The organism is Candidatus Micrarchaeia archaeon (genome assembly GCA_041653315.1).
GTDB lineage: Archaea > Micrarchaeota > Micrarchaeia > Anstonellales > JAHKLY01 > JAHKLY01.
Genome location: JBAZFO010000012.1, coordinates 1 through 22,259, shown reverse-complemented (window position 1 = coordinate 22,259; position 22,259 = coordinate 1). Strand labels below are relative to the sequence as shown.

Genomic DNA, 22,259 nt, shown 5'->3' with positions numbered 1-22,259 from the left:
CCAATAAAACTATAAACTTTTTCATAACTTTATTCCTTTTCGTTAATTGTTCCTATTTCGTTAATATCAGTAATTCTATCTCGCTCTTTGCTGTCGTTGACAGTTCTATTAAGGGCTATCCATTTGCTTGTGAACTTAATAATCGCAAGCAGTACAGTATCGTCTTTTAATGTTTTTGTCCACTTGACGATAATCGAGGCAATCGTTACCAATGAGGTATATACTGCAACAATTTCAACCCAGTGTTTTACGATAAAATTATAAGTTTCCATAAAACTCCTTTATTTAAAATGCGTAGTCAAAATAAACGTAAGCAACGAGCCGATTATGGTTGTCTCTGCCGCGATAATTGAGCATACTAACCAGCCCGGACGCTGCGCAAGTTTCAAAAACTTATCCTGAAAATCCTTGCTCATTTCTTCGAGTTTATCCTGAAAACCACTGCTTAGTTCCTGAAACTTATCTTGGAATTTTTCAGCAAGAGCTTCAAACTTATCAAAAAGCCTTGTAATATTGGCTGTTGATAAGTCCACCGACTTTTTGATATTATCGACTTCGCCTATCATTCCACTGTGTTCTTTACAGGTGTCGCAATTTTTATCTTCGTTGTTCTGTCCGCTCATTGTGTATTCCTTTATCAAAGTTTTAGTTTGGCTGTGATGTTTTTAATATAACGCTCGTTCTCTTATTTTAGATTCTTCCCATTCGGCCTCTTTGCCTTTTTTGGGGTCGCCTGCTACTCTGCCTGTCGTCTTGGAATTTCTTTTAAGCGTTGTCCATTCTTTAGTTTTCCAGATTTCTTCAAGCATAGTATCTTCGTCGGTCTGTCTCATAAACCATCCGGCAAAGTAAGCATTGAGGGTATCGTCAAATGCCCTGCGGTTGCCCTTTTTATCGGCAACGGCGGTTTGATAAAACTTCTTTGCGTCTCCGCCCATAATATCTAATATCGCTCTTTCAAGAGAATTGGTGCTTGCGGGTTTGGCTACAAAATGCGGCTTAAATACATTTGGGTAAGTAGATTGTCCAGTTATGCCGGTGATAGGTGCTTTCAGGAACGGATTTAACGCCTGATACATTTTATTCACCGGGGACTCGGCAATAACCTTTGCCGCTTCTAACGCCGCTTCTTTAGCATCAAGGAATCCTGCGTCTTTGCGCCACATAACACCGGCCAGTTCGTCCATACCGAACCATTCCATAAAGTCGCTCAATGCGGTTTGTCCCCAAAGAGTTACTTTCCCGATATTGACGTGAGGTATAGCCCTTAACCAGAATGGCAGGGTTTCTTCTTTTTTACTGGCTTCATCGTCTCGGTGATTCCAAAGATAGGCCGCTGCATAAGCCCATAAAGCACGAATGAGCCATTTGGAGATATTTAATCCCGCTATGGACGCACCCGCCGCAATGTTTCTGCCGGCAGTACCCTCTTTAGCGGCATTTTTCAAGACCCTCGGCCAGAAAGTGGTATTTAACTTTATCCAGGAATAAAAAGGCAAAATGCCTTGACGCAAAACATCATTTTCAAAAGGCGTAAATAAGCCATAGTCGCCGAGCGTTTCTCTTGATATTTTCGCCGCAGCCCTGGCGGGTTCTTCTTTTGCAATAGCTTCAATGTCGGCCACTTGACCTGCCCAATGACGAGCGGGTTTTCCGGCTTTCAAGTCTTCATAATTGCCGATGAATACAGCCAATCTCAAAACATCTTCCCGCATTTGCGTAAGGGTTTGCTCGATACTGCCAACTCTTGATATTGTCTTGACCGGCAAGGTGAACAACGATGCGATTGCTTGTTTAAAATTCTTCTGATAACTGATATTCTTGAATTTTTCAAATTCCGGCAATTTAGAAACATCGTTCATTTCGTGCCAAAAAACCGAATTGATTACGCCGAATTGCTTTGCAAGGGTATAAAGTTCACCCTCTTTGGTTATTAGCATTTTTAATGCCTGTGGTATGTTCTTGATTCGGCTGGTCTGGCCGGACGCATTAAGGCGTTCAGTATCACCTAACTGGTTGCGGAAATTATACCTGATTGGATTTACTCTTAAAATCCATCGCTTCCAAAACTGAATAAACGGAGTAGTGAAAGACCGCGTTACATAACCACTTCTCTTATTTACCGGCAGGTCGTCAAGCTGTGCGGCCAGCCAATCCGGTATTATCATTCCCTTGCGTCTGCCAAGCACAAGAGCGGCGCGAAGTTTTGATTTAGGAATATGCAACATATCTCCGACTTCTTCTGCGGAGTTTTCAACAAAAGCCGCTATCTGTGATTCGTTCAGAGTTTGCGCCCGATAAAATACGTTCGGCCTCTTGTAAAACCATTCAACATAGCCGTCTTTCATAGCCAGTTTTTCTGGCGTGAGATATTCCTTGCCGAGCGTATCGCGTATCATTTTATCTCGCTCGGCCATAGCCTTGAATACGCCCCTTGCGGCCAATCCTAACGGCGATTTAGATTCTTCTGCGGCCAATCGAGCAAGTTCTTTGAACAAGCCGCTTGTATCGTCTTCCAGTTCGTTGTATGTGCCTTTCTTTTTCAGCTTTGAAAGGTGCATAGCAATTCTCTTACGGTACGGATATGTCGGGTCAAGGTCTGTAAGTTCCGCAATCAATTCTTTGCGTTGCTCTAAAATATCAGAATCTTGCGAACCGGTAGTTTCCTGTAATTTGGCTCTAATCTGCATTATTCGCTTAACGTTTTCCTGTCCGCCCACTAAATTACGGAAATTAACAGCCTTTGCCGCTGATGTATATGCTTTTCGCTTATCCTCTTTTTCGCCTATCTTATTGGCAACATCTTCAACGACATTATCAGCATATATTTCGCCCAGGGCTTTTACTTCAACAGATAGGTAATCGGTAGAAATGTCTTTTACAGAACCTTTTCGGTGTTTGGAATATGAGCGATATGGGTCTGATAGTTTCTTTTTCTTAAAGCCTGTCGGCCTGTTTTTCTCTGCAAGGTCGAGAACGAAATGGCGGACATAAGCCCTGTTCGCGGCTTCTTCTTCGCCAAGTACACCTCTATCGAGCAGGTCTTTGCTAACGTTTTCCCATAATTTTTGACGTGCTTCATAAGCCTTTTTAACCGATGGTACTTTTGCTATCAGTTCATCAAGCCTTGCGTCCTCTGCCTGCAACTGTTCAATTTTTAAATTGCCTGATACCGAGCGTGATATTTCCGCTTCGTGCAGAATATCCTGAACAAACACTTTACGCCTTAACAAGTCAAGACCGGCACTGTCAAGAGCCTGTACCGTTCCGTCGCCGTCTAATATGGCGATTATATCTTTTACAGCCTTTTCAAAGGCATACCGGCGTTCTTCCGGCATTGTCCGTATTAAATCGCGGATATAAGCCGTTTCCGGTGTTTGTGGCGCGTGATGAGCAAAAACAAATCTTTCTCTGAAATACGCAGAGGCTTTCTCAATTAAACTACTGGCCTTTTTAACGTATGGCGGGCGAAGTGTCCTGCCAAAGAAATCTTCTATTTCAGCATCAGGCGATTTAACCTTGTCTGTATCGAGCCAGTTCTTTTGAGTTTTGCCGCGTTCCCCGCGTCCGCCCGGAACAATAACAAAACCGCCCTCGCCAGTCGGGTCAACGTCTATTTGTGGGTCAGATTGGAAACCTGTGTCTCTACTGCTTGCATAGTCTATGTTCGATATCGGCCACCTCTTAACGACTTCTTCGTAGGTTTCCGTATCGGCAGTGGGTATGAAATAACGAGTTTTGTAAGCAATACGTTCTTTGAAAACTCCGATTTTGCCAAGTTCAATATCATTTTGAAAATCAGATCCGGTGAGTTCAATACGTTTTTCGCCGCCGACAACAGCACTTTTGATACGCCACCCATTGACAAGGTCAATAGTAAAGTCGCCGCCCAAAAGACCTTTTACTGCTTTATTGGGGGACATTTCGGGTGCTTCGGATGTTGCGCCGAGATTTTGCAATGTCCGTTGTATTTCGCTTGCCGGTATAATCCTGCCGACAAGCAGTTCGCCGTCATCGGTTAATATGCGATATACACGAGCCTTGCCATTAAGCCTGTCCCATATCGGCAGAATCAAGCCGGTAATTAGATGTTCTTCGTGTTCCCGCATTTTCGGCAAATCATCAACGGCATTATTCCAAAGGTTTTCAGCTTTTGCTTTGTCAATGGTTTTCCAATTATCGTGGCGGTCATAATCTATATTGTCTTTGTCAATGAACCGAGAGATGGATTGGTCGATAAGCCTGTATTGGCCTATTATGCGGCCTGTCGTTGACTCTGTGCGGGCGTGGGTGTCAATAACAGCGTATAACTTACCTTTACTCGATTGAACAAAAGACTTCACTTTTCTTTTCTGGATAACGCTCCAAGTGATAGGCTCAATTTTCCTGCCAATTTTCAACTTGACATACTGTGTTTCCGAGCCGCTTTGCGGGTGCTTATAAATAGTTTTTTGTTCTATTGTCTCAATTTTATCAGCACGATAATTTTCAATGCCCTGGTCAAGCGTACCCTCGGCAATCGCCTGTTCGACCTTATGTTGCAATCTGCTTTCAAATTCATCAAAAACCTTGTTCTGGTAGTCGATATTCAAAGATAATAGCCGGTTAAGGAATTGTCGGATTGGCGGTAATGTCTGTAATAAATTGCCTTGTTCGTCAACCAACTTCAAGCCGGTTTGTTTCTGGAACGTAGCAACGTCCAAATCTTCAATCTGGTTTCTTGCCAGTTCACTGAAAAAAGTACGCATAGCCTCGTGAGCTTCGATACTCTCTAAATTATCCGCTGCGGAGAATATGCCGGTTGAGCCAGCTTTTCTCTCTCCTTTAGTCAATGCCCCTAATTGGTCGAGCCGCCTTGCGATAGTGCTAATAAATCGCTTTTGGCCTTTCAAATCGGTAGTAACCAGTGTGTATGTCGGCGCGTTGACCTGATTAGACCTGTGCGTTCTACCAAGCCCTTGTACAGCCTTGTCAGCCCGCCACCCTGCCTGAAATAGATAATGTGAGCGATGCTGTTTGTTTTTAGCTATTCTGTCGGCGTGATAGCTTGCGCCAGTTCCACCAGCCTCGCTGAATATGAGTATCCGTTTCTGTCCATTCATAAATCGGGCTATTTCAGCAGGGTTAGATGATGCGGGCGGACGTTTATCAATAACCTTTTTCATCTCGCCGTTTTCCTGCCTCTTGAATACAACTCGTCTCTTGCGGCCTGTTACTTCGGCAACCTTGTCGATTCCGAAATGGTTTATAATCATATCAAGCGGCGACTCCGGTACGACAATACTTCCTAACTGGTCAAGCAGGCGTTCCCGCATAGCAACTGCTTCTTTGTTTTGGATGGTGTTGCCTTTGGAGTCTTTTACAATTCTCGAACTCTTATTGCCATTTTCATCAACATATTCTTCGTATTGGGCGGTCGGGAATGAGCGTTCGATTAACTGCATTATCATATCACGCGGCGTAATATCGAAATCGTCAAGACCATCTTCGTCTGATGTGTCTCGCTGCGACAAAGCTCTTTCCTGTGCAGCTTCAAATGTATTGGTTAATTGAATTACGACAGACTCATTATTCGCAAGGTCTTTTTCAATGGCATTGACCATTGATGGTGCTTGCATTGCCGTTATAATCTGATTGAAAAATCTCTGATGAGCAGACCAAAACAGGCTCATCGCAGAGCGTTTTGCGTCTTTGTTTATCTTTGGTTCGCCGTCTCTTGAATAACTGCCAGCAGTAACCTTTAACGCTTCATTGATATTGTTAAGAACTACCTGCCACGCATCAGCTAATTTATTATATACCTTTCTCTGCTCTGGTGTTAAAACGTGTTCAAGCCTCTTGTACTCAACCGTTCCCTCTTTTGTACCGTCATTGAAAGACAAGTTGCGGGCTACATATAATCCCAGAGCTTTCATATCTCTGGCGACTAATTCCATCGTAGCAACTCCGCCCTCTGATATTTTGTTTATAAAATCGAATTTATTGGCAAATGGCGTTCCCGCACCCCATAGACCAAGCCTGTCAGCATATACAAGATTATCAACCTCTGTTGCCGCTGTCGCAGAAACATAAAGAACTCTGGCATTAGGCAGTTTCTTTTGCAAGTCCACGCCCGCCAGTGCTTTGTTAGATGGTTTTGTAGTACCGGCAGAGCCTTTTTTCGGCGTAGCATTGGACATATTGTGAGATTCGTCAAAGACAATCAGGCCGTCAAAATCAGCACCAAGCCAATCAATGACCTGCTCTAACCGGCTCTTAGCGTCTTTGTCCTTGCTCTTTGATTTCAGAGTATCGTATGTGGAGTACAAAACCCCTTGTTTTGCCTGTATTGGCGCACCGGCCTTAATCTTGTTGAAGTTAAAAATAGTGGCCTTGTCTTGTCCGAGAGCAACCCAATCCCGCATAGCGTCATTGAACAACTTTTGATTTTCTGATAACCAAACAACTTTGCGTCTTCCGTGTTGCCAGTTATCAAGAATTGTACCGGCTATTTCGCGGCCTTTGCCCACGCCAGTACCATCGCCTATCATAAAGCCCTTGCGATATACTACGCCGCCCGTATCTTCCGGCAATGTTTGACTATGAGCCTGACCGACATAAGCAATAGCTTCTAATTGTATATCAGACAGCAATCCTTTGGCGACAATCACCTTAGGGATTTTTAGCTCGTAATTCATATCCGGCGATTGAACTGCCGCCATCGCAGCCGATTCGACCAATGAGGCTGGGTGGGATTTACTGCCCGGCATATAGACTTTGGTGGGCTTATAAGATTCAAAAACATTGTCTGTGAGCTTTTTATTAGATTTGTTTTTTTGGCTATCGCGGCGTTCTATGCGAACAACATCTACGCTTGAGTCTGGCTTAATTCCGGCCTGATTGTTTTCAGATAACTGTACAGATTGTCTATTAGCTCTATTGCTACCCGTTGACTGTCCTTGCTGTCCAGCAGTTCCTTGTCCCAAGCCGTCTCGTCGTCCGGCAACGTCCCCTGCTCCAATGTCCGATTTACTTTCTGCGGATTCCAGCTTAACATTGCTTCGGCTTGGTCGAGAAGTTCCTGTTGTACGTTGCTCCACGCTCCCTTGAGGTCTAAGTTTTCCAGCCCCCATAATGTCAACTGAAGATTGTATAATGTCTCCGGGCTGGCTTCCTGCTTCTCCTGTATCAGCAGGTTTTTGCAAACCTGATTTAGTTTCGACTTGTTTAGGTCTTTGACGTTCATTGCGAACTCCATCTAAAGTATATAATAGTTGGTCGATACTGTCAACAGTACCGCCGATTATTTTGCGTTCTTTGGCTCTGACTTTATCTATTACGAGAACTCTTGTCGGAAATGATGTGCCGTATTTCTTGTAAATATCACGATTTACGTAGATATTGGCCTTGACATCATATTTGGCTTTTATGCCGTTTAGCCAGACAATAAACGATTTATTTTCGCCTTTTGCTTCGTGTAGCGGCCTGCCCATAATCGCCACAAGACGGCCTTTGTCCTGCAATAATTTCAATGCCGCGTCAATATGTCGCAAGTCTGTGCCGAGAACTTTCTCATTACCCATTCGGCTTGCAGCTCTTGAAAACGGCGGATTCATAAGAACGACAGACGGCTTTTCTTCAAAGATATTATGTATCTGCTCTGCATCTTCCGTGCGAACTTCGTCAACACCAATTTCCTTAAGCAGTTCTGCCCGGCGGACAGATAATTCGTTTCCAATAACTTTGGCGGGTTTCGCATTGACAGCGTGAACAGCTATTGAGCCAGTACCGGCAGACGGCTCTAAAACAATGTCATTTTCATTTATATTAGCCAGCCAGCTAATTGCATAAGCGTAATCCGGCGGAGTAGAGAACTGTTGCATTGTATCTTTTTCGCCTGAACGGTTTTTCTGAACAGGGATTTTATCGAGAATTGCCCTTGCTTTTCCGGCCTCAACAACAGCATCTTTTGCGGTTTTAACGGTCGGGTCGGTTTTGCCTTTGAGGTGTTTATTTACGCCGAGCTCAAGTTCATCGTAAGCGTCCGATATTTGATATTTGCCCTCGGCTCTCGTACCGCCATAAGCGGCATCGGCTAATTTGAAAAAGTCTGATTCGGTAATCGTATGGCCTTTGTCGAGCCAATCTGACACATCATCAGACAAAGAGCCTTTGGCCTTTGCAATGGGAATCGTTTCAATGCCAGATTTGCTTTTTACTATTCTGGCCTTACCACTAATTGGTGGTTTTTGTGTTTTCGCACCCCCATCTTCGGGGGCGGGCTGGTTAAAAGAGGATGTAACGTCTTGCGGTTTCCAATCGGATAAACGATAAGGCGATGCTTTTGTGCCTTCGCCCGCGATTGCTTTGAATAAATATTTGTCGCCCTCTTTTACAACAATACCATTTGTCCTATATTCAGCAATTTCATTTTGATTAGGATTAACAAGTTTGTAAACTTGCGAAAAGTAATTTTGTGCTTTTTTTTCGCCAAGTTTTTCTTTGATAATTTTATAATCTCTGTTGATGGTTTCTGGTTTTGTAATTCCCGCTTCGGCTGTGTTTTGAGGGGCTATGTTATCACGGGCAGCCTGTTTTTCTGCTGTTTCGGGGGATAGACCTGATCGTTGTTTCATTTCCGCATAAAGTTCAGGGGTAGTCGAGGTATGTCTCAACGCCTCTAATCTATCTTCCAACTTCTTAACTTCTGCCCTAATATGTGCTTCATCGGAAAATTCTAATCCCATTTTTTTGGCAACTTCCGGCCTTCGCAACGCGCCTTTTACTGCCAAAATACGGTCTTTTATTAAGTTAGATTCTTTGGAGACTTCTTTGCTTACGGCTTTGGCTTCATTGATTGCAGAGTCGTCAAAACCAAAAAGATTGCCCTGCTTAGCCTTTACGTTGTCTGACGGTTTAGTTCTTGCGAGAATTCTGGTGTACTGTTCAAGTTCATCGGCAGACATATTTTCCGCTTCTGCCGCCGCCGCTAATTGAACAGATTCGTTTTTCGGTGCGCCTACGGCTATTGCTTCGGCTTTGGCTTCTGTGAGTTTTCCGCCGAGGAATCTGGCAAAGACATCATCGACCGCACTTTTTCCAATGATGAAGCCGGCCTTTCCCTTAGCGCGCGATAATAGTCCTCTCTCTCTTGCTGTTCCTTCGTCAATTTCGGTGTTTTTGAAGTATTGGGCATAATCCCTAACCTTTCCCTGTCCATCTCTTATATTACTTTCTGCGTCCGATGTCAAGGCCATTGCTTTATCGAAACCGTCCGCTTCCTTGACTATCTGTGCCGGTATGGTCTTTTCGCCGGTTCTTCTGGCAAGGTCGAGCCTGTGCCTGCCGGTAATAACTTCCATATCGCCGTTTTCTCGTTGCCAGACCAAAATAGGGGCAGTACCGAGCCGATTGTACTTGCCCTGCAATTCCTCGCCCTGAACAACGCCAGTATTTTTATTTGCACCTTCCTTAAAGTTTGGTACGTCTTTAGAAAGCAAGATGTTCTCAATAGACACTTCTTCTATGGGGAATTGGTCTGTTTTTAAAATGGCTGATTCTTTTTCTGATGTTTTTTCTATAATTTCAGGGCTTAAACCTTTGTTTGTTATAGGTTTAGCAATTTCATCTGGAATAATTTCAGACATCTTTTCCGCAGGTTTTACTACTTCAACCGGCGCGGCTGTTTTTGGCTCAATAACGGCGGTCTGTTCGGAAATAGGTGCTTTGGTTTTTTGCTGTTGTTGCTTATTGAACCAAGCATTATATGAGCTTCGGGCAATCTGTGCGGTATCAAATTCACCAATAAAACTTTCATTGGTAAAAGGATTGTCCGGTGCGTTACTTCCCATCTTGACTTCATATTTGCCATTAGAGTTTTTAACTGCCCGAATAGAACCCATAGGAGCTTTAATTGCTTCGGCCTGTATCTGTTTGGTTATTTCTGCCGCCGACTGGGGCTTAATGCTTTCTCTTACGCCCTTAATCGCCCCTTTAACAGTCTCTACTGGTCTTGTAATCGCCTGTGCAATCTCGCCCACTCTGGTGGCAGGCTCGTTCGCCAATACTTCTGTTGGTTTGCGAACGCCCATTCCAGACTTTAATGGTTCGGGTGCTTTGAAATCAATCTTGCGCGTCGGCTCATAACCATACTGTAAAAATCTTTGAATTTCTTGTGCCGGTTTGGTTTTTGCCAATTCTGCATTGGCAACATTCGGATATAAATTGCCTTTTCTAAAACCGGTTATGTCGGATTCGTGAGCCGCAATAATCTCGTCAATGCGTTTTAATCCTGCATTTTTAAGGCTTTCTACCGAGCGAACTACCGCCGCGCTTCCCGGTGCGGATGGTATCTCTGCTACTGTTTGCCGTATTTGCGTGTCTAATCGCTTTATCATCGCTTGTTTATCGGCTCGTAGTTTCAATCGTGCGTCAATACTGCCTGCACCGCTGAACAATCCGGCAAGAGCGGCCATTTTACCGCCTGATGCCGCAATATCCTTTGCCTGCTGGCCATAAGACGTGCCTTGCCCTGTACCCTCAACCGCCTGAACGCCCGCACCGACTTCAAAACCTGCAATGCTTGCGCCAATGGCATTTTTTACGCCCTGATAGATTCGCGGGAATTTGTCGGCAATAGCCTTAATACCGCCAGAGTTTTCGATAATCTGCCCGGCTTTTTTAAATGCTGGTATTGAGGCGATGGCCTCATTACTTAGCCCGGCAACTTTGAAATACGCCGGATATAGATACTTCCAATCAACGGCTAATTTCACAAGGTCTGCTGTTAAGGGAACTGTTATGCTTCCAACGCCGGTAAACTCTTTTGGCATATTTTCTAACTGCGACTGATATGCTTTTTTAACTTCGTCCGGTTTGCCGGCCAACATTGCTTTTTGCATAAGTTTGGCAAAAGGTATAACTTTTGTGGCTGCGACAAACGCCCTGTCGTTTACTTCTTTTAGGAAACCGCCTTTATATTCTTCTGGTGTATAGCCCTTGAATGTCGGATTTGCTACGATTGCTTTCCACTCTGATAAAGAGGGCATATTTTTCTTAACGGATTCAGCGGCGGCGACTAATGGCTTGCCGGGCAACTGCGTAAGTTTTTCAAGTTTGCTTGGCTCTAATCCCGCTGTCTGCGGCTGAATACCCTGGAAACCCTGCGTCATTCCGCTTTGCGGGTCGGCAGGCAGAGCCCTATTGATTTGAGTCTGCATCGGGGATTCAATGGCTATGTTTTTGTATCCCTGCTTCTTGTACTTTGCGATAACCGTGTTCGGGTCGGTGGTAAGTTCTTCGGCAATTCGATAACCGTCTGCGTCTTTGACAACAACGGCTTGCGGCTCTTTGCCGGAGTTAAGAATTTCGCTCTTTGGCTCGTTATATCCGAGAATCTTTGCCCTGTTCTCGTCTGTCTGGTCGGCTTTATAAGCCTCTGCCTTTGCTTTATTTGTTGTGTAAAGCGTTCCGGCAGGAGATTCTATCTTGAAAATACTGTCCGGCAATTTAGCTTTTTTAACAGGGTCGTCAGTATTTGCGCCGACGAAAACAGAATCCTTGCCGGTATTCGGGTCGAGCATATCCCTGTACTGTGCCGCGATATTTATAGGCTGTTCCGGTGTGCCGGTTTCGATGATAGAGGGCTGTTTTGGTTGCAAGAGCTTCGTAAAATCGCTTTTGGGCTGTTCCGAAACAGCAACCTTGTCAGTGGTAAGCAATTTAGTGAAATCGCTCTTGCTTTGGTTTGGACGCTCAATAACAGCCGTATTGTTATCCGGGGAAAGTAGTTTTGTGAAATCACTTGCCAACAGACTTCTCCTTTTTCTGCTTAATCATCGCAAGAATATCTTTTATTTTTGCAGGGTCTTGTTTCAAGACTTGGCTTATTACGGCCAAATCATCGTCATTGATAACACCAGAAGTATATGCGTCATTGATAACGGCGTTCGGGTCGTTTAGGTTTTCGGTGTCCTGCATACCCTTTTTCATTCCACCGCCCTTTGCCGCGGCCTCAATATCAGTATCCTCAACATCACTGATAATGTCCTGTGCTTCTTGTACTTTCTTACCAATAGAACCATCTACTAATGTTTGGAATTTTTCTCCGCCCAATGCGGTCTCTTGTTTGGCCAGTAAGCCGTCCCTCTTTTTTGTATAAAAATCAAGTTTGGCTTTATTTGATTTAGTCTTGTCATACGTACTAATGCCTTTAATTCGCGCATCATAAAAATCAAGTAGTTTTTCGTCATCGCTCTTACCCGTCATACTGCTTGGCGATGGTGCAATACCCATATCTTTTATCATATTCCCCTCATTGTCGAATACGCCTTTATGGGTTTTGCCATCTTCGCCAACGAAAGTTTCAAACTTATTACTTCTCTGCCGTGTCTGGCCGTAAGCGTTTTCAATTACAGCTTTTGCGACGAGTGGAGCAAGAATGCTTTGTTGAGCAGGCAACATACCAGCTCCACCAGAAAACTTTTGGAACATTCCGCCTAATCCACCACTGTATTGAGTGCCTTTTTGGGCTATTTGAATCAAGGCGGTTTGCGGGTCGATACCTTTTGATGTCAAATCAAGAAAATCATTTATCTGCTGATTCTGTCGCCGCGTTTGTTCAAGTTGGCCTAACTGATTAAAAATCGTGGCCATAGACTGAATTGAACCGCCATATTTCCCTTGAGCCCCGTAGCCGCCTTTAATAGTTGTAATCATCACAAAACCCTTTAGCTTATATATTCTATGTTTCCAACACCATTAACGTAATTATCCCAATACCCCGGCTTGTCAGTGCCTATGTTTCCAAGCATCATTGCCGCGCCAGCAGAACCGGCGGCAGAGCCTATCGGCCCGCCAATACCCGGAGCAAACATATTGCCCATAATTGAGCCAGCGATTGGAGCAGCCCGAATTAAATCATTTTTAGGTGAACCAAAACCAGCCCTGTCGCCTATTTCGCCCAATTTCCCACTAAGACCAAGACCCGAAAGTAGTCCATTTATTCCAACCGCAGGCACATCTTCATCAAATAAGCCCTCAATCATTCCGGGGCCGCCGTTCAATCCGCCAAAAACACCAAGTCCGCCAATTATCGAAAAGGGGTCAAGATTTAATCCGCCTTGCAGGATTATCGAAATAGGACTCATAATCCCTGTCGGCACATCGCCATTACCGCCCATTGTAGTTATCATAATTTATTCCTATCTATTAAAACATTCCCGCAAACATACTCGGCCCCTCAAGAGACATTGCACCAGCTGTCCCTGCCCCCGCTCCTGCCGCCGCGCCACCGCCAAATAATCCGCCTGCTCCACTTGCGGCTCCAGCACCACCGCCAGCCCCCGCTAACATTGGCCCAAACATATTCATCATCGGGCCAATTAAGGGTAGCATCTGGCTAAACCCACTTTGACTTGCGCCACTTTGCCCCAATACCTGCGGATTGGACAATAAAGACTGCAATATGCTTGCCTGTTGCGTCCAAGGCATCATCTGTTGACCATATAATGAGTTAAGTTGTTGCTGTTGCATTTGACGCGGCAGTGAACCAACGGCACTTCCGGTTTGTATTTTCTGTAACAAATCCGAAGATTGTGCGTTTTGTAAATCAGACATCAAGCCGGTAGCCTGTAATTTTCTTGCCCTTTCGGCATTAAGAAAATTAGACATTGAAGATGCCATCTGGTTTTGCATATTAGTTACGTTTTGGCCGAGTACGTTTCTGCCTTTTGACGTACCCGCTCCGCCGGTTAATTGCAATGTCCTGCCAAGTCTATTTGATTCCTTGCTGCCCGCTTCCTGTATCTGGCTCATCAAGCCCTGGACTTCCGGCAATGACATAATATCCGTAGATTCGTTTGCGGTTTTTGAGGCAAGGTCTATTGCGTTTTGGTAGGTGTTGGGCTGCGAAGATTTTACATAGTTTTGCGTTATCTGTTGTATGTACTGTTCGAGAGGTGTCAAATCCGCAACGCCCTGCAACGGCATATCAGACGAAAGTACAGTACCTCTCTTTAGTAATTCTTTTCTTGAATCTGCACTTGAATCTGGCTCGTAAATTTGAGTTTTTGCCTGACCACCACTAAATAAAGAACCCATATCATATCTCCTTAGAGAGAATTATTTTTTCAACTTTGATATTATATTTTTTCATAAAAGCCCTAACGCCTGATAATCGTATTGTTTCGCCGACTATCCTATGAATATCTTTTGATTTTGCCCATTCTTCAACGTGTCTAAAAAGGTCGCCCGCAACATCTTCGTTTTTTATAGATTCCAGAACATACCAAAAAGATACAAAGACATATTTATCGTTCTTCGTATCTATTATTTCACAGGTAATTAAACCAACTGGTATCTGATGAAAAGCAAACCATACCCCAAAGTTTTCGTTACCAAGATTTTTGTCGAGCCAATTTGCATAATCTTCGACAGGATAATCTTTTACCTTGTTTGGCATTTTCTTGAGCAAATTCAATAATGCCGGTTTGAATTTCAGGTTATTTGCATTTATGATATTCAATTAAGCAAACTCCAATCCGTATCGTTTCCGGTTGCGACTGTTTTGCCGTAAAATTTATTATTAAAAAAAACTATCTCGCCGAGCAGGCCATAAGTTGCCGTTCCTGTCGGGTCTGCCGAAACCGTTCTGTGTTTCCGGCCATCATTTTCAATTTCGTTGTAAATAACTTCATAAAGTTTTCTGAAATCACTTATGAAAGTTTTGAGCCAGCGTTTCATATCAGCCGTATTCTGAATACTGTCGAGTTGCAGTTCATTGAACGGAAGATTTTTAGGCAATTTGCTCATCTCTCGTCCTCGACCTGGAAATCAGTAAATAACGCGCCGACAAATTCCATATCATCAGGGCTTTCGAGTTTGAATTTCGCGGTCTTAAAAGCAGTATCAAAAGGCAGATGAACAGAAACCATATCAGGCTCGGTTGCGTCAACAAGCGATACCGTTCCAAGCGTAGTCCAGTCTTTTTTTGTATCAGGCTGAATATAAATTGTTACAGTTCCAGTGATTTTTCTGTTGAAAATAAATGTCGCACCGTTATTTACCCGCTTTCTGTATGGTAAGTTTTTTGGTTGCGAAAGAGTGGTGTTGAAAACCAGCGTGCCATTGAACGCTTCACCTACGTCTTTAGTTGATTGATGAAGTGCGAAAGTATTACCACTGTAATCAGAAGCAAGAATATAAGCATAACCGACGCTATTACGGTTAATATCGTACATCAACCAGGCCAATCCCCATTCGTCATAAGTGGAGTAAGGCAGAGTATCGTAAGTATATTGAACCTGTCGGGTATAATGCCCGAAAGCACTAACCGCCATATCATAGACAAAGAAGTTTCCGGTGTCGGTGTTAAACTCTACAACCTTATTATTTGTGGTCGTAACGCCATAAGGAATAGCAAAATAAACAGACCTGTACTCCGGTATGTAAGCCGCTTGAATGTACTCTGCGTAATTTTCCGCATTAGCGTCAGAGCCAGTGGCAATGTTGACAAGCGTATCTTTTATCGGTATAGATATTTCGGATTGAGTCCTAATCTCTCTTATAGAAAAATCAGAGGCGAACCAGTAAAGCCGTCCCTGTTTGTCATTTACGATAGAATCAGCACCAATAGCACCTACTTTTAAATCTTCTTCCCGCCAGTTGAATACAGTCTCATCGGTTACGAGCCAGCCGGTATGGTGTGTATTCTGTTTGAACACAACCATATAGTCATTCCACTTGCCGAATCCGGTAAGAACATCAGAATCATTAGTGAAATCTTTTAATCCCGCATCGCCCGAACCGTTTATGTTCCAATCGCCATCGCCGCTGTCGTCCCAGAAAGCACTTGCTCGGCTTGACCAGTGAATGCGGTTATTAAAAACATCGTTTGAATTATAAGTAACGTACCCCAAAAAGAGGTATGATTGATAGCTGATTATGATTTTAGCTTTTACAATAAAATTGACTGCTTTCCCTTCGCCGTCAAGAGTACCGTCAATGGGTATTCCCTCATCACCGCCTAAATCGTCAAAACCTGCCGTAGGCAAATTCTCTCCAACCAACATTTGAACCAAATCAACATTGTTTGTCGCATATACGTTAAAGTCGCTATGTGTTACAATCTGCCAGCTTTTTACAGATGCCGGAGTATCGCAAGTGAATTTTACTTCTAAAGTTTTTGCTGAATTATTCCAAAGCCATATATGATATGCCGTTGCAACAAAAAGAGATTCTGTTTTTGTCGATGGTTTTTTATAGTAGTGATATTTCATTACCGGTGTCGCACCGACAAACAAATTGCCTTTAGCAGCAACCGACTCGTTGACTATGTCTTCGGTAACGACTATTTCAGTATTACCGCCATTTTCGGTAATTGAAACCACCGTATAAATCTGGTCATTGTCTTGGTCGGTAGAGCCGTTCACTCTCAATTCACTGTCTATTATTTCCGCCTCTATATCGGTTTTGTTTTCACCGGCGATTGTGAATTTATGGTCAGCTTCGCTTATTGCCGTTATCGCATAAATCAAAACCGGCGTTACGATAGGTGCATAATTCTTGTCGTAAAACTCGTACGCCCGCCCTTTTAATTTGCGGTATTCGCCGTTCTGCTCCCTGATATTTGCGGAGTCTGTGGCTACATAGACATCGGAAAGGAGAATACTGGGTATTCCCTCGAAACGTCCGGCTTTTGGGCTTGTTATTGAAAAATCTGCCATTTAATATCCTATTGCAAACCACTGCGCTCCGGCTAAGGAAGATTCCGCACCTCCGAAATAAACTGAAAAACCCGTCCTCGTAGGAAGACCAACTAAGTGTACTGTGTACATATCGTCTTCATCCGTGCAGTATGGCATTACCATTACTTTTGGCACACATCCTGCCGAAAAAGCCACATCGAAACTTACAGCTTTTGTGCTTGATGACGTATGAGTAAAACTTCCACTTTTTAATATCATCCCATTTGGAAATGTAACGCTTTCTCCACCCGTGTAAGTCGTCGGGGCGTATCCATCTTTCGCCGATGCCGTTCTCTGGTCATCGACATACTTCTTGTTGGCAATATCAGCGTCTGCGGTCGGTGCAGCGGAGGAATCCATCTCTGAACCATTCGGTAAAACAGCAACACCAGAAGCGTTTCCTTTTATTAAATCAACTTCACCATTCCCGGCAGCGTTTTTAGCCTTAATATATACGTTGCTGCTTACAATGGCATCGTCAAGATTTACATACCCTTGTCTCGTTATCTGCGTTTCATTGTACCAAAGGCCATAAGAATCCTTGTAATGTAATTCATCACCATACCTGTAAAGATACGCCTTGCCAGTAGTAAATGCCGCAATATCAGTGGAATTGACATCTCGAATTGTAATTTTTCGATGTTCACCTACATTGACATCGCTCACCTGCGTACTGGTAAGAGGCCAGTAATGGTCAATATCCTGCCGTTCCTGATTAGCCGCTTTGATTTCTCTCATTCTTAGCGCAGCTTCTCGCGGGTCGTCGGAATTGGCTGGCGTGGAAGTATTATAAGTCGTCCACCCCAAGCAAAACGAAACTGTGATTAGAGCCAGTATTGCAATTATTGAAATTTTCTTTTTCATATTAAACCTCTGATAATATGTGGTTGAGTTGGCGTAAGGGCTATCATTTTAGCCTTTTCTTCTTCGTAAATTGGTCGCCATATTTCGATATAGCTTGATTTTTTTCGGAACAACGCGGCGTAATAAGCCGAACCAAAATTTATTGCGTTTGAAAAATCATCGCCAAACGTAATAGCGTCCACTGTCTTTGCGTGATGCTTATAATATGAAGTGGTCAGCGTATAAGCCGAACTCGCAGCCGGGTACAGATACATTGTTTTATTGAAAATCGTGTAATACTCCGGCAGTCCGGTTGGTGTGCCGGTCATAGCGTCCTGCAATTTAGTGAATCCGCCCGGAAATGGTTTTAATGGTGAATAATTCACGTCGGCAAGACTTGGAACAATAGACACTTCCTGCTTAAAATCTGTGGGCAAAGCAACGGAAACATCGCCGACAGTAAGCACATTAGTCGCAGTACCTACCAACAGATTTGCTTTTGACAAATCAGCCAGGCAAGTTTTTATTTCCTCGTCTAATTGCGTACCCGTAAACGCTTCTCGTAATACGTTATTTACGAATGTCAGAATGTCTGCTTTTAAAACGCCCATAAATCGCCTTTTAAAAAGTAGGGCGGCAGTTTAATACCGCCCTTTATTAAATTAAATCTCTGAAACGGAAACCGTGATGCTTGCAATTTCAATATCAGTGGTAGCCGCTGTTGTGCCCGTAACAAGGAGATAGTAAGATTCGTCAGCCGCGACAACTTCAGAGAGCGATGCTTCGCCCTCAACTACTTTATAGTCAGCAGTTTTTGAAAGTTGCGTCATACCAGAGCCGATTGCGGCATTAGTGAATCCCGCTTCTGCTTCTGTATGCTTATAAAGTCTTGCGTCAAGAGTTGCCGCATTGCCAGCACTGTCTATCTGCCCATTGATTGTCCAGCCGGTAATTGTGTACCCGACTTTTAGGGGTATTGTAATCGGAATTACCAGTGTTGAGGCCGTCTGTGATTGAGGCAGCGTGGCAAGGTGTGCGCCATCTGCCGCGGCTGGAACTACCCAACCGGCAGTCGCTCCGACTTTGCAATAGCTTACGGTCTGGACGTACTGCTGGTCAGTTCTGATAACAGAGCCGGTGATATTTATACCACCCGAACCGGCCTTGATATTAGTTGTGCCGGTTGAAGCAGCGTCGCCGATTGTGATAGTTTTTGCGCCAGTACCACCAGTTCCGATATTGATTGAACTTACACCTGTGCCAGTGCCAAGATTAACCGTCTTATTGCTATTCCCAGTGGCAAGGTCAACCTGTACCGCCGCTGTGGATTCGCCAAACTTCATTGTGCCTGTCTGTGCGGCATCGCCGATGGTAATGGTAGTAGCGGCAACACCGTCTATTGTGATATTGCCAGTACCTGCTTTCAGTGCAAGCGAACTTGCGTCAGTTTCATTACCAACGGTAATTGTTTGAGCAACCGCATTAGCTCCGATATTGAAAGCACCGGCAGAGGTCATTGTAATAGCGTCTGTTGACGTTATCGAAACGTCCCCTGTGCCAGATTGAAGCGTAGTCGCGGATGTCGTCCCTGTACTTCCAACGGTTACTGCGATGCCCGCTACGGCAGTTGTGTCTTTGGCAGAGCCAACCGTAATCGTATCAGCCGTAGTATCGTTTGAGCCGATATTTATGGCATTACCCTGCGTGTTTGTACCAAGATTGATAATCGAACCGGCAGAGCCGCCATTTAGCGTCAAATCATCGGCTACTGTAATACTTGCATCGTCCGCAGCGGAAATAGAAAAATCGCCGTTTGCAGCACCCGCTGCCGTGAAAGCCATACCACCATCAGTTGTGTCCCAAGTAAAGGCATTACCGGCAACGGTATCTGTTACGGTATAGGCTTGTGAAGCGTCTGCATTTACAGTAACGGTTGATGTGGTGTCAATCGCAAACGCACCAGAAGTCGAACTGCCGATATTAACCGCACCTGTAGAAGTACCGGTATTTATATTGGTAGCGAAATTACTTGATGCGTTAATGTTTGTGGTTGCACCAGTAATTGTTGCTCCGGCTGTACCAGTAAATAGACCGCCAGAGGTAATCGCCCCTATATTGGTCATAGTACCATCGGTTGCTACATCCCAAGATGAAGTGGCAATAGCCAAAAGGCCAGACCCGCCGCCCAGTGTAATTGTTCCGCTTGACGTACCAGTACCGATATTAACCGGCTGATTTACGCTTGCGTTCAAGTTGATACCGCCACTGCCGGACGAAGCGGTAATACCGCCCGCACCTGTAGTAGCTGTAAGAGCGATAGCGTCAGAAGCGGCCTCGGTTGCCGTAATAGCAACAGATTTTCCAGTTGAAGTAATTGCGATATCAGCACCAGAGCCGCCGTCGATGTCAATACCACCTGCGGTTGCCTGTAAAGATATTGCGGTAGCGGCAGTTCCCTGTGTGTTTGTTATCACGATGTTATCCGTAACCGCCGTATTGGTGGTCAGTGTAATATCGTCCGTACTGGTCAACGCTAAATCGCCTGTGCCTGCATTAACCGCAATTGCTTGCGTAGTTGTAGCACTTCCTATGGTTACTGTGCCAGTGGAAGTTCCTGTGCCAATGTTAGTGGCGACAGTTCCATTACTTGCGTTAATAGCAACACCGCCTGAACCACCTTTGATTGTAGTCGTACCAGTTGATGCGCCATCACCAATACCAATGGTCTTTGCTCCTGTGCCGCCTGTGCCAATAGCAATGGTTTGAACACCAGTGCCGCCAACCGTTACTGTTCCGGTAGATGTGCCGGTTGCCAAGTTTATGGCAAAGTTTGACGAGGCGTTAAGATTTACTGCCGCTCCGGTTGCTGTAATTGGCGCGCCTGCAAGAATTAGAGAATCTGCACTCGAATCCCACAAGCAATAACTGCCAGTCGTTGCACCAAACAGCTTAAAATCTGCACCCGCGGTATTTGCCCCGATATTAAAAGATACCGGAGTGGCTTCTGTGCCGACAACAGGAGTAACCTGTAACGTCGCACCCGATGAACCAATCGTCCAATCGCCGTCAGTTCCAAATGACGCTGTATCCGCGTCATTGTAATCCGTTGAGCTTGCTTCGGTAAAGTACGATGGGAAAATAATCCTATTCTGATTAGACGCAAGCGACATATGCCCTTGATTGGCATAAATTGAGCCGCCGTCCAATGTTATAGTGAAATCCCAAGCGTCTATACCGCCGTACCAATAAACAGTTCCAGTAGTTCTGTCGAGCGTGGTATTTGTAGAGGTTTCAGTTATCGGCTGTGTTATCGCCAGTGCGCCATCGCCTTTGTAAATGGTCTGTGCACTGGTCGTGGCCGGAGTTCGGATTGTAACGCTATTTACGTCAGTTCTTGTTCTGCCGTACTCATCAACAACCTCGAACTTGTGATAACTGTATCCCTTACTTGTACCCCAACCAAATGAAAGGCCGGAACTTATCAGTAAAACAAGCAAGCTGAAAATCAGTTTTTTCATTGTTTTTTCTTTCTTTTTTTCAGGTAAGGGGCGGGCAATAAAACCCGCCCTTACGTTCAATTTTCAGTTTGTTTTCAGATACGGTTATGCGTCAACCTGAACAGCGGTATCGAGACAATAAATCGCCTCGTCCTGTTCTGTGCTGACAGCAGTTGCGCCGTGGTCAAGGAACAGCGTACGCTTTACACCATAAAGCATATCTACCTTGACTTTCGGCTTGTTGTTATCAACCATATCTTCCGACCATTCCGGCTTCTGCGCCCAGGCAAACGACAATGCCTGACCGCCGAGGAACAATGCTCTTGCTACCGTTCTGCCGTTTGCAACTGCGTCAGTGGTTGCGGTTCTTCCGGCGTTGAGCAAGAAGCCCTCAGCCAAAGTTGTGCCGTTTGCACCTGTTCTTGTTGGGATTCTGTCGTACTCAAAGCACAACATACCATCCCAATAGAACACGCCCGCACCAGAGAATATCGGATTGAGATTGCCTCTGCTGTTCGCCGCGGCTTCCATAGCCTTGAAAGCTACTGTGCCGGATTCCTGTTTGATTGCTTTCACCTGTAATGGGTTCAAAAGAACAATCATAACCTTGGCAATAGGCTCGCCGAGATTCTTGCCAGACCGTACATCGTCAGGGTTCATATTGTTAAGGTTATAAACCGTAACAGGTCTGAAACGAGGTGTAGCAGCCATACAACGTCTCTTGATGGCCTCAAGAATCAGTGTGCCGCAAAGAGTGTCGGCTTCAGCCGCCGCCGTCAAAAGAGCATCCGTGCCATAAGACGCGCCGCTGTTAGCAATAACACCGGCAACAGTCTGACCGCCGTAGAAAATACGGCTCGATGTCGGGTACGACTCATTGATTGTGTCAATGGCCGAACCGCCGGAGTTCTCGTTGTAAAGACCGGCAGCGGAAGTAACGATGTCTTTTTCCATCGCTTCCGACAGCCAGATACCGAGGTCTTTCTTGGCCTTTTCACGAATGTTTGTTGCCGTCAACTGCTCAGACATTTTACCGGCAGACTTCATAGAGTGTGCTCTTTCGTGGACAGTAACAGACATATTTCTAACCTTGCCCTGCTCTTCAGAGTTGGTCGTATCGCCATCGTCTCCAACGCCGCCGCCTGTAAGTGGTGCATCGGATTCAACAACAACAGTACCGCCTTTTTAACAGTAA

Annotated in this window: 12 protein-coding genes and 1 pseudogene; all 13 read right to left on the bottom strand. The window is 44.7% G+C overall.

Annotation, left to right across the window (positions count from 1 at the left end; genetic code table 11):
- Positions 1-29 precede the first annotated feature (29 nt).
- Entirely contained in the window at positions 30-272 is a 243-nt protein-coding gene (locus WC356_03610; protein ID MFA5382227.1) for a hypothetical protein, read from the bottom strand.
- A 9-nt stretch (positions 273-281) separates the two neighbouring features.
- Positions 282-623 (bottom strand): hypothetical protein, encoded by a 342-nt coding sequence (locus WC356_03605; protein MFA5382226.1) that lies wholly within the window; start codon positions 621-623, stop codon positions 282-284.
- A gap of 42 nt (positions 624-665) precedes the next feature.
- Positions 666-11,789: a strawberry notch family protein gene (locus WC356_03600; GenBank protein ID MFA5382225.1), complete on the bottom strand. Its 11,124-nt coding sequence runs from the start codon at positions 11,787-11,789 to the stop codon at positions 666-668.
- Positions 11,779-12,696 carry a hypothetical protein gene (locus WC356_03595; protein ID MFA5382224.1) on the bottom strand — a complete coding sequence of 306 codons (918 nt, stop codon included), beginning with the start codon at positions 12,694-12,696 and terminating at the stop codon, positions 11,779-11,781. Before WC356_03595 ends, WC356_03600 begins: the two co-directional genes overlap by 11 nt.
- An 11-nt stretch (positions 12,697-12,707) precedes the next feature.
- Complete coding sequence (locus WC356_03590) at positions 12,708-13,172, bottom strand: hypothetical protein (protein ID MFA5382223.1); 465 nt, start codon at positions 13,170-13,172, stop codon at positions 12,708-12,710.
- Positions 13,173-13,188: 16 nt separating this feature from the next.
- Entirely contained in the window at positions 13,189-14,079 is an 891-nt protein-coding gene (locus WC356_03585) for a hypothetical protein (GenBank protein MFA5382222.1), read from the bottom strand.
- A gap of 1 nt (position 14,080) precedes the next feature.
- A complete protein-coding gene (locus tag WC356_03580; protein MFA5382221.1) occupies positions 14,081-14,503 on the bottom strand; it encodes a GNAT family N-acetyltransferase in 423 nt (140 codons plus the stop codon).
- The gene (locus WC356_03575) at positions 14,500-14,790 is read right to left on the bottom strand and encodes a hypothetical protein (protein ID MFA5382220.1); all 291 of its coding nucleotides are present in this window, start codon (positions 14,788-14,790) and stop codon (positions 14,500-14,502) included. The genes WC356_03580 and WC356_03575 overlap by 4 nt, the downstream gene beginning before the upstream one ends.
- A complete protein-coding gene (locus WC356_03570) occupies positions 14,787-16,703 on the bottom strand; it encodes a hypothetical protein (GenBank protein ID MFA5382219.1) in 1,917 nt (638 codons plus the stop codon). The genes WC356_03575 and WC356_03570 overlap by 4 nt, the downstream gene beginning before the upstream one ends.
- Entirely contained in the window at positions 16,704-17,531 is an 828-nt protein-coding gene (locus tag WC356_03565) for a hypothetical protein (protein ID MFA5382218.1), read from the bottom strand.
- Positions 17,532-17,584: 53 nt separating this feature from the next.
- Positions 17,585-18,178: a hypothetical protein gene (locus WC356_03560; GenBank protein ID MFA5382217.1), complete on the bottom strand. Its 594-nt coding sequence runs from the start codon at positions 18,176-18,178 to the stop codon at positions 17,585-17,587.
- A 51-nt stretch (positions 18,179-18,229) separates the two neighbouring features.
- Positions 18,230-21,085, bottom strand: coding sequence for a hypothetical protein (locus tag WC356_03555; GenBank protein MFA5382216.1), 2,856 nt, complete (start codon positions 21,083-21,085; stop codon positions 18,230-18,232).
- A gap of 84 nt (positions 21,086-21,169) precedes the next feature.
- Positions 21,170-22,234: pseudogene (locus WC356_03550) on the bottom strand (DUF4043 family protein).
- Positions 22,235-22,259 lie beyond the last annotated feature (25 nt).

What these genes read in the sequence shown, in the direction of transcription:
- WC356_03605 (MFA5382226.1), bottom strand. Translation starts at nt 623, where the DNA reads ATGAGCGGACAGAACAACGAAGATAAAAATTGCGACACCTGTAAAGAA.
- WC356_03575 (MFA5382220.1), bottom strand. Translation starts at nt 14,790, where the DNA reads ATGAGCAAATTGCCTAAAAATCTTCCGTTCAATGAACTGCAACTCGAC.
- WC356_03570 (MFA5382219.1), bottom strand. Translation starts at nt 16,703, where the DNA reads ATGGCAGATTTTTCAATAACAAGCCCAAAAGCCGGACGTTTCGAGGGA.
- WC356_03590 (MFA5382223.1), bottom strand. Translation starts at nt 13,172, where the DNA reads ATGATAACTACAATGGGCGGTAATGGCGATGTGCCGACAGGGATTATG.
- WC356_03585 (MFA5382222.1), bottom strand. Translation starts at nt 14,079, where the DNA reads ATGGGTTCTTTATTTAGTGGTGGTCAGGCAAAAACTCAAATTTACGAG.
- WC356_03610 (MFA5382227.1), bottom strand. Translation starts at nt 272, where the DNA reads ATGGAAACTTATAATTTTATCGTAAAACACTGGGTTGAAATTGTTGCA.
- WC356_03555 (MFA5382216.1), bottom strand. Translation starts at nt 21,085, where the DNA reads ATGAAAAAACTGATTTTCAGCTTGCTTGTTTTACTGATAAGTTCCGGC.
- WC356_03595 (MFA5382224.1), bottom strand. Translation starts at nt 12,696, where the DNA reads ATGATTACAACTATTAAAGGCGGCTACGGGGCTCAAGGGAAATATGGC.
- WC356_03560 (MFA5382217.1), bottom strand. Translation starts at nt 18,178, where the DNA reads ATGGGCGTTTTAAAAGCAGACATTCTGACATTCGTAAATAACGTATTA.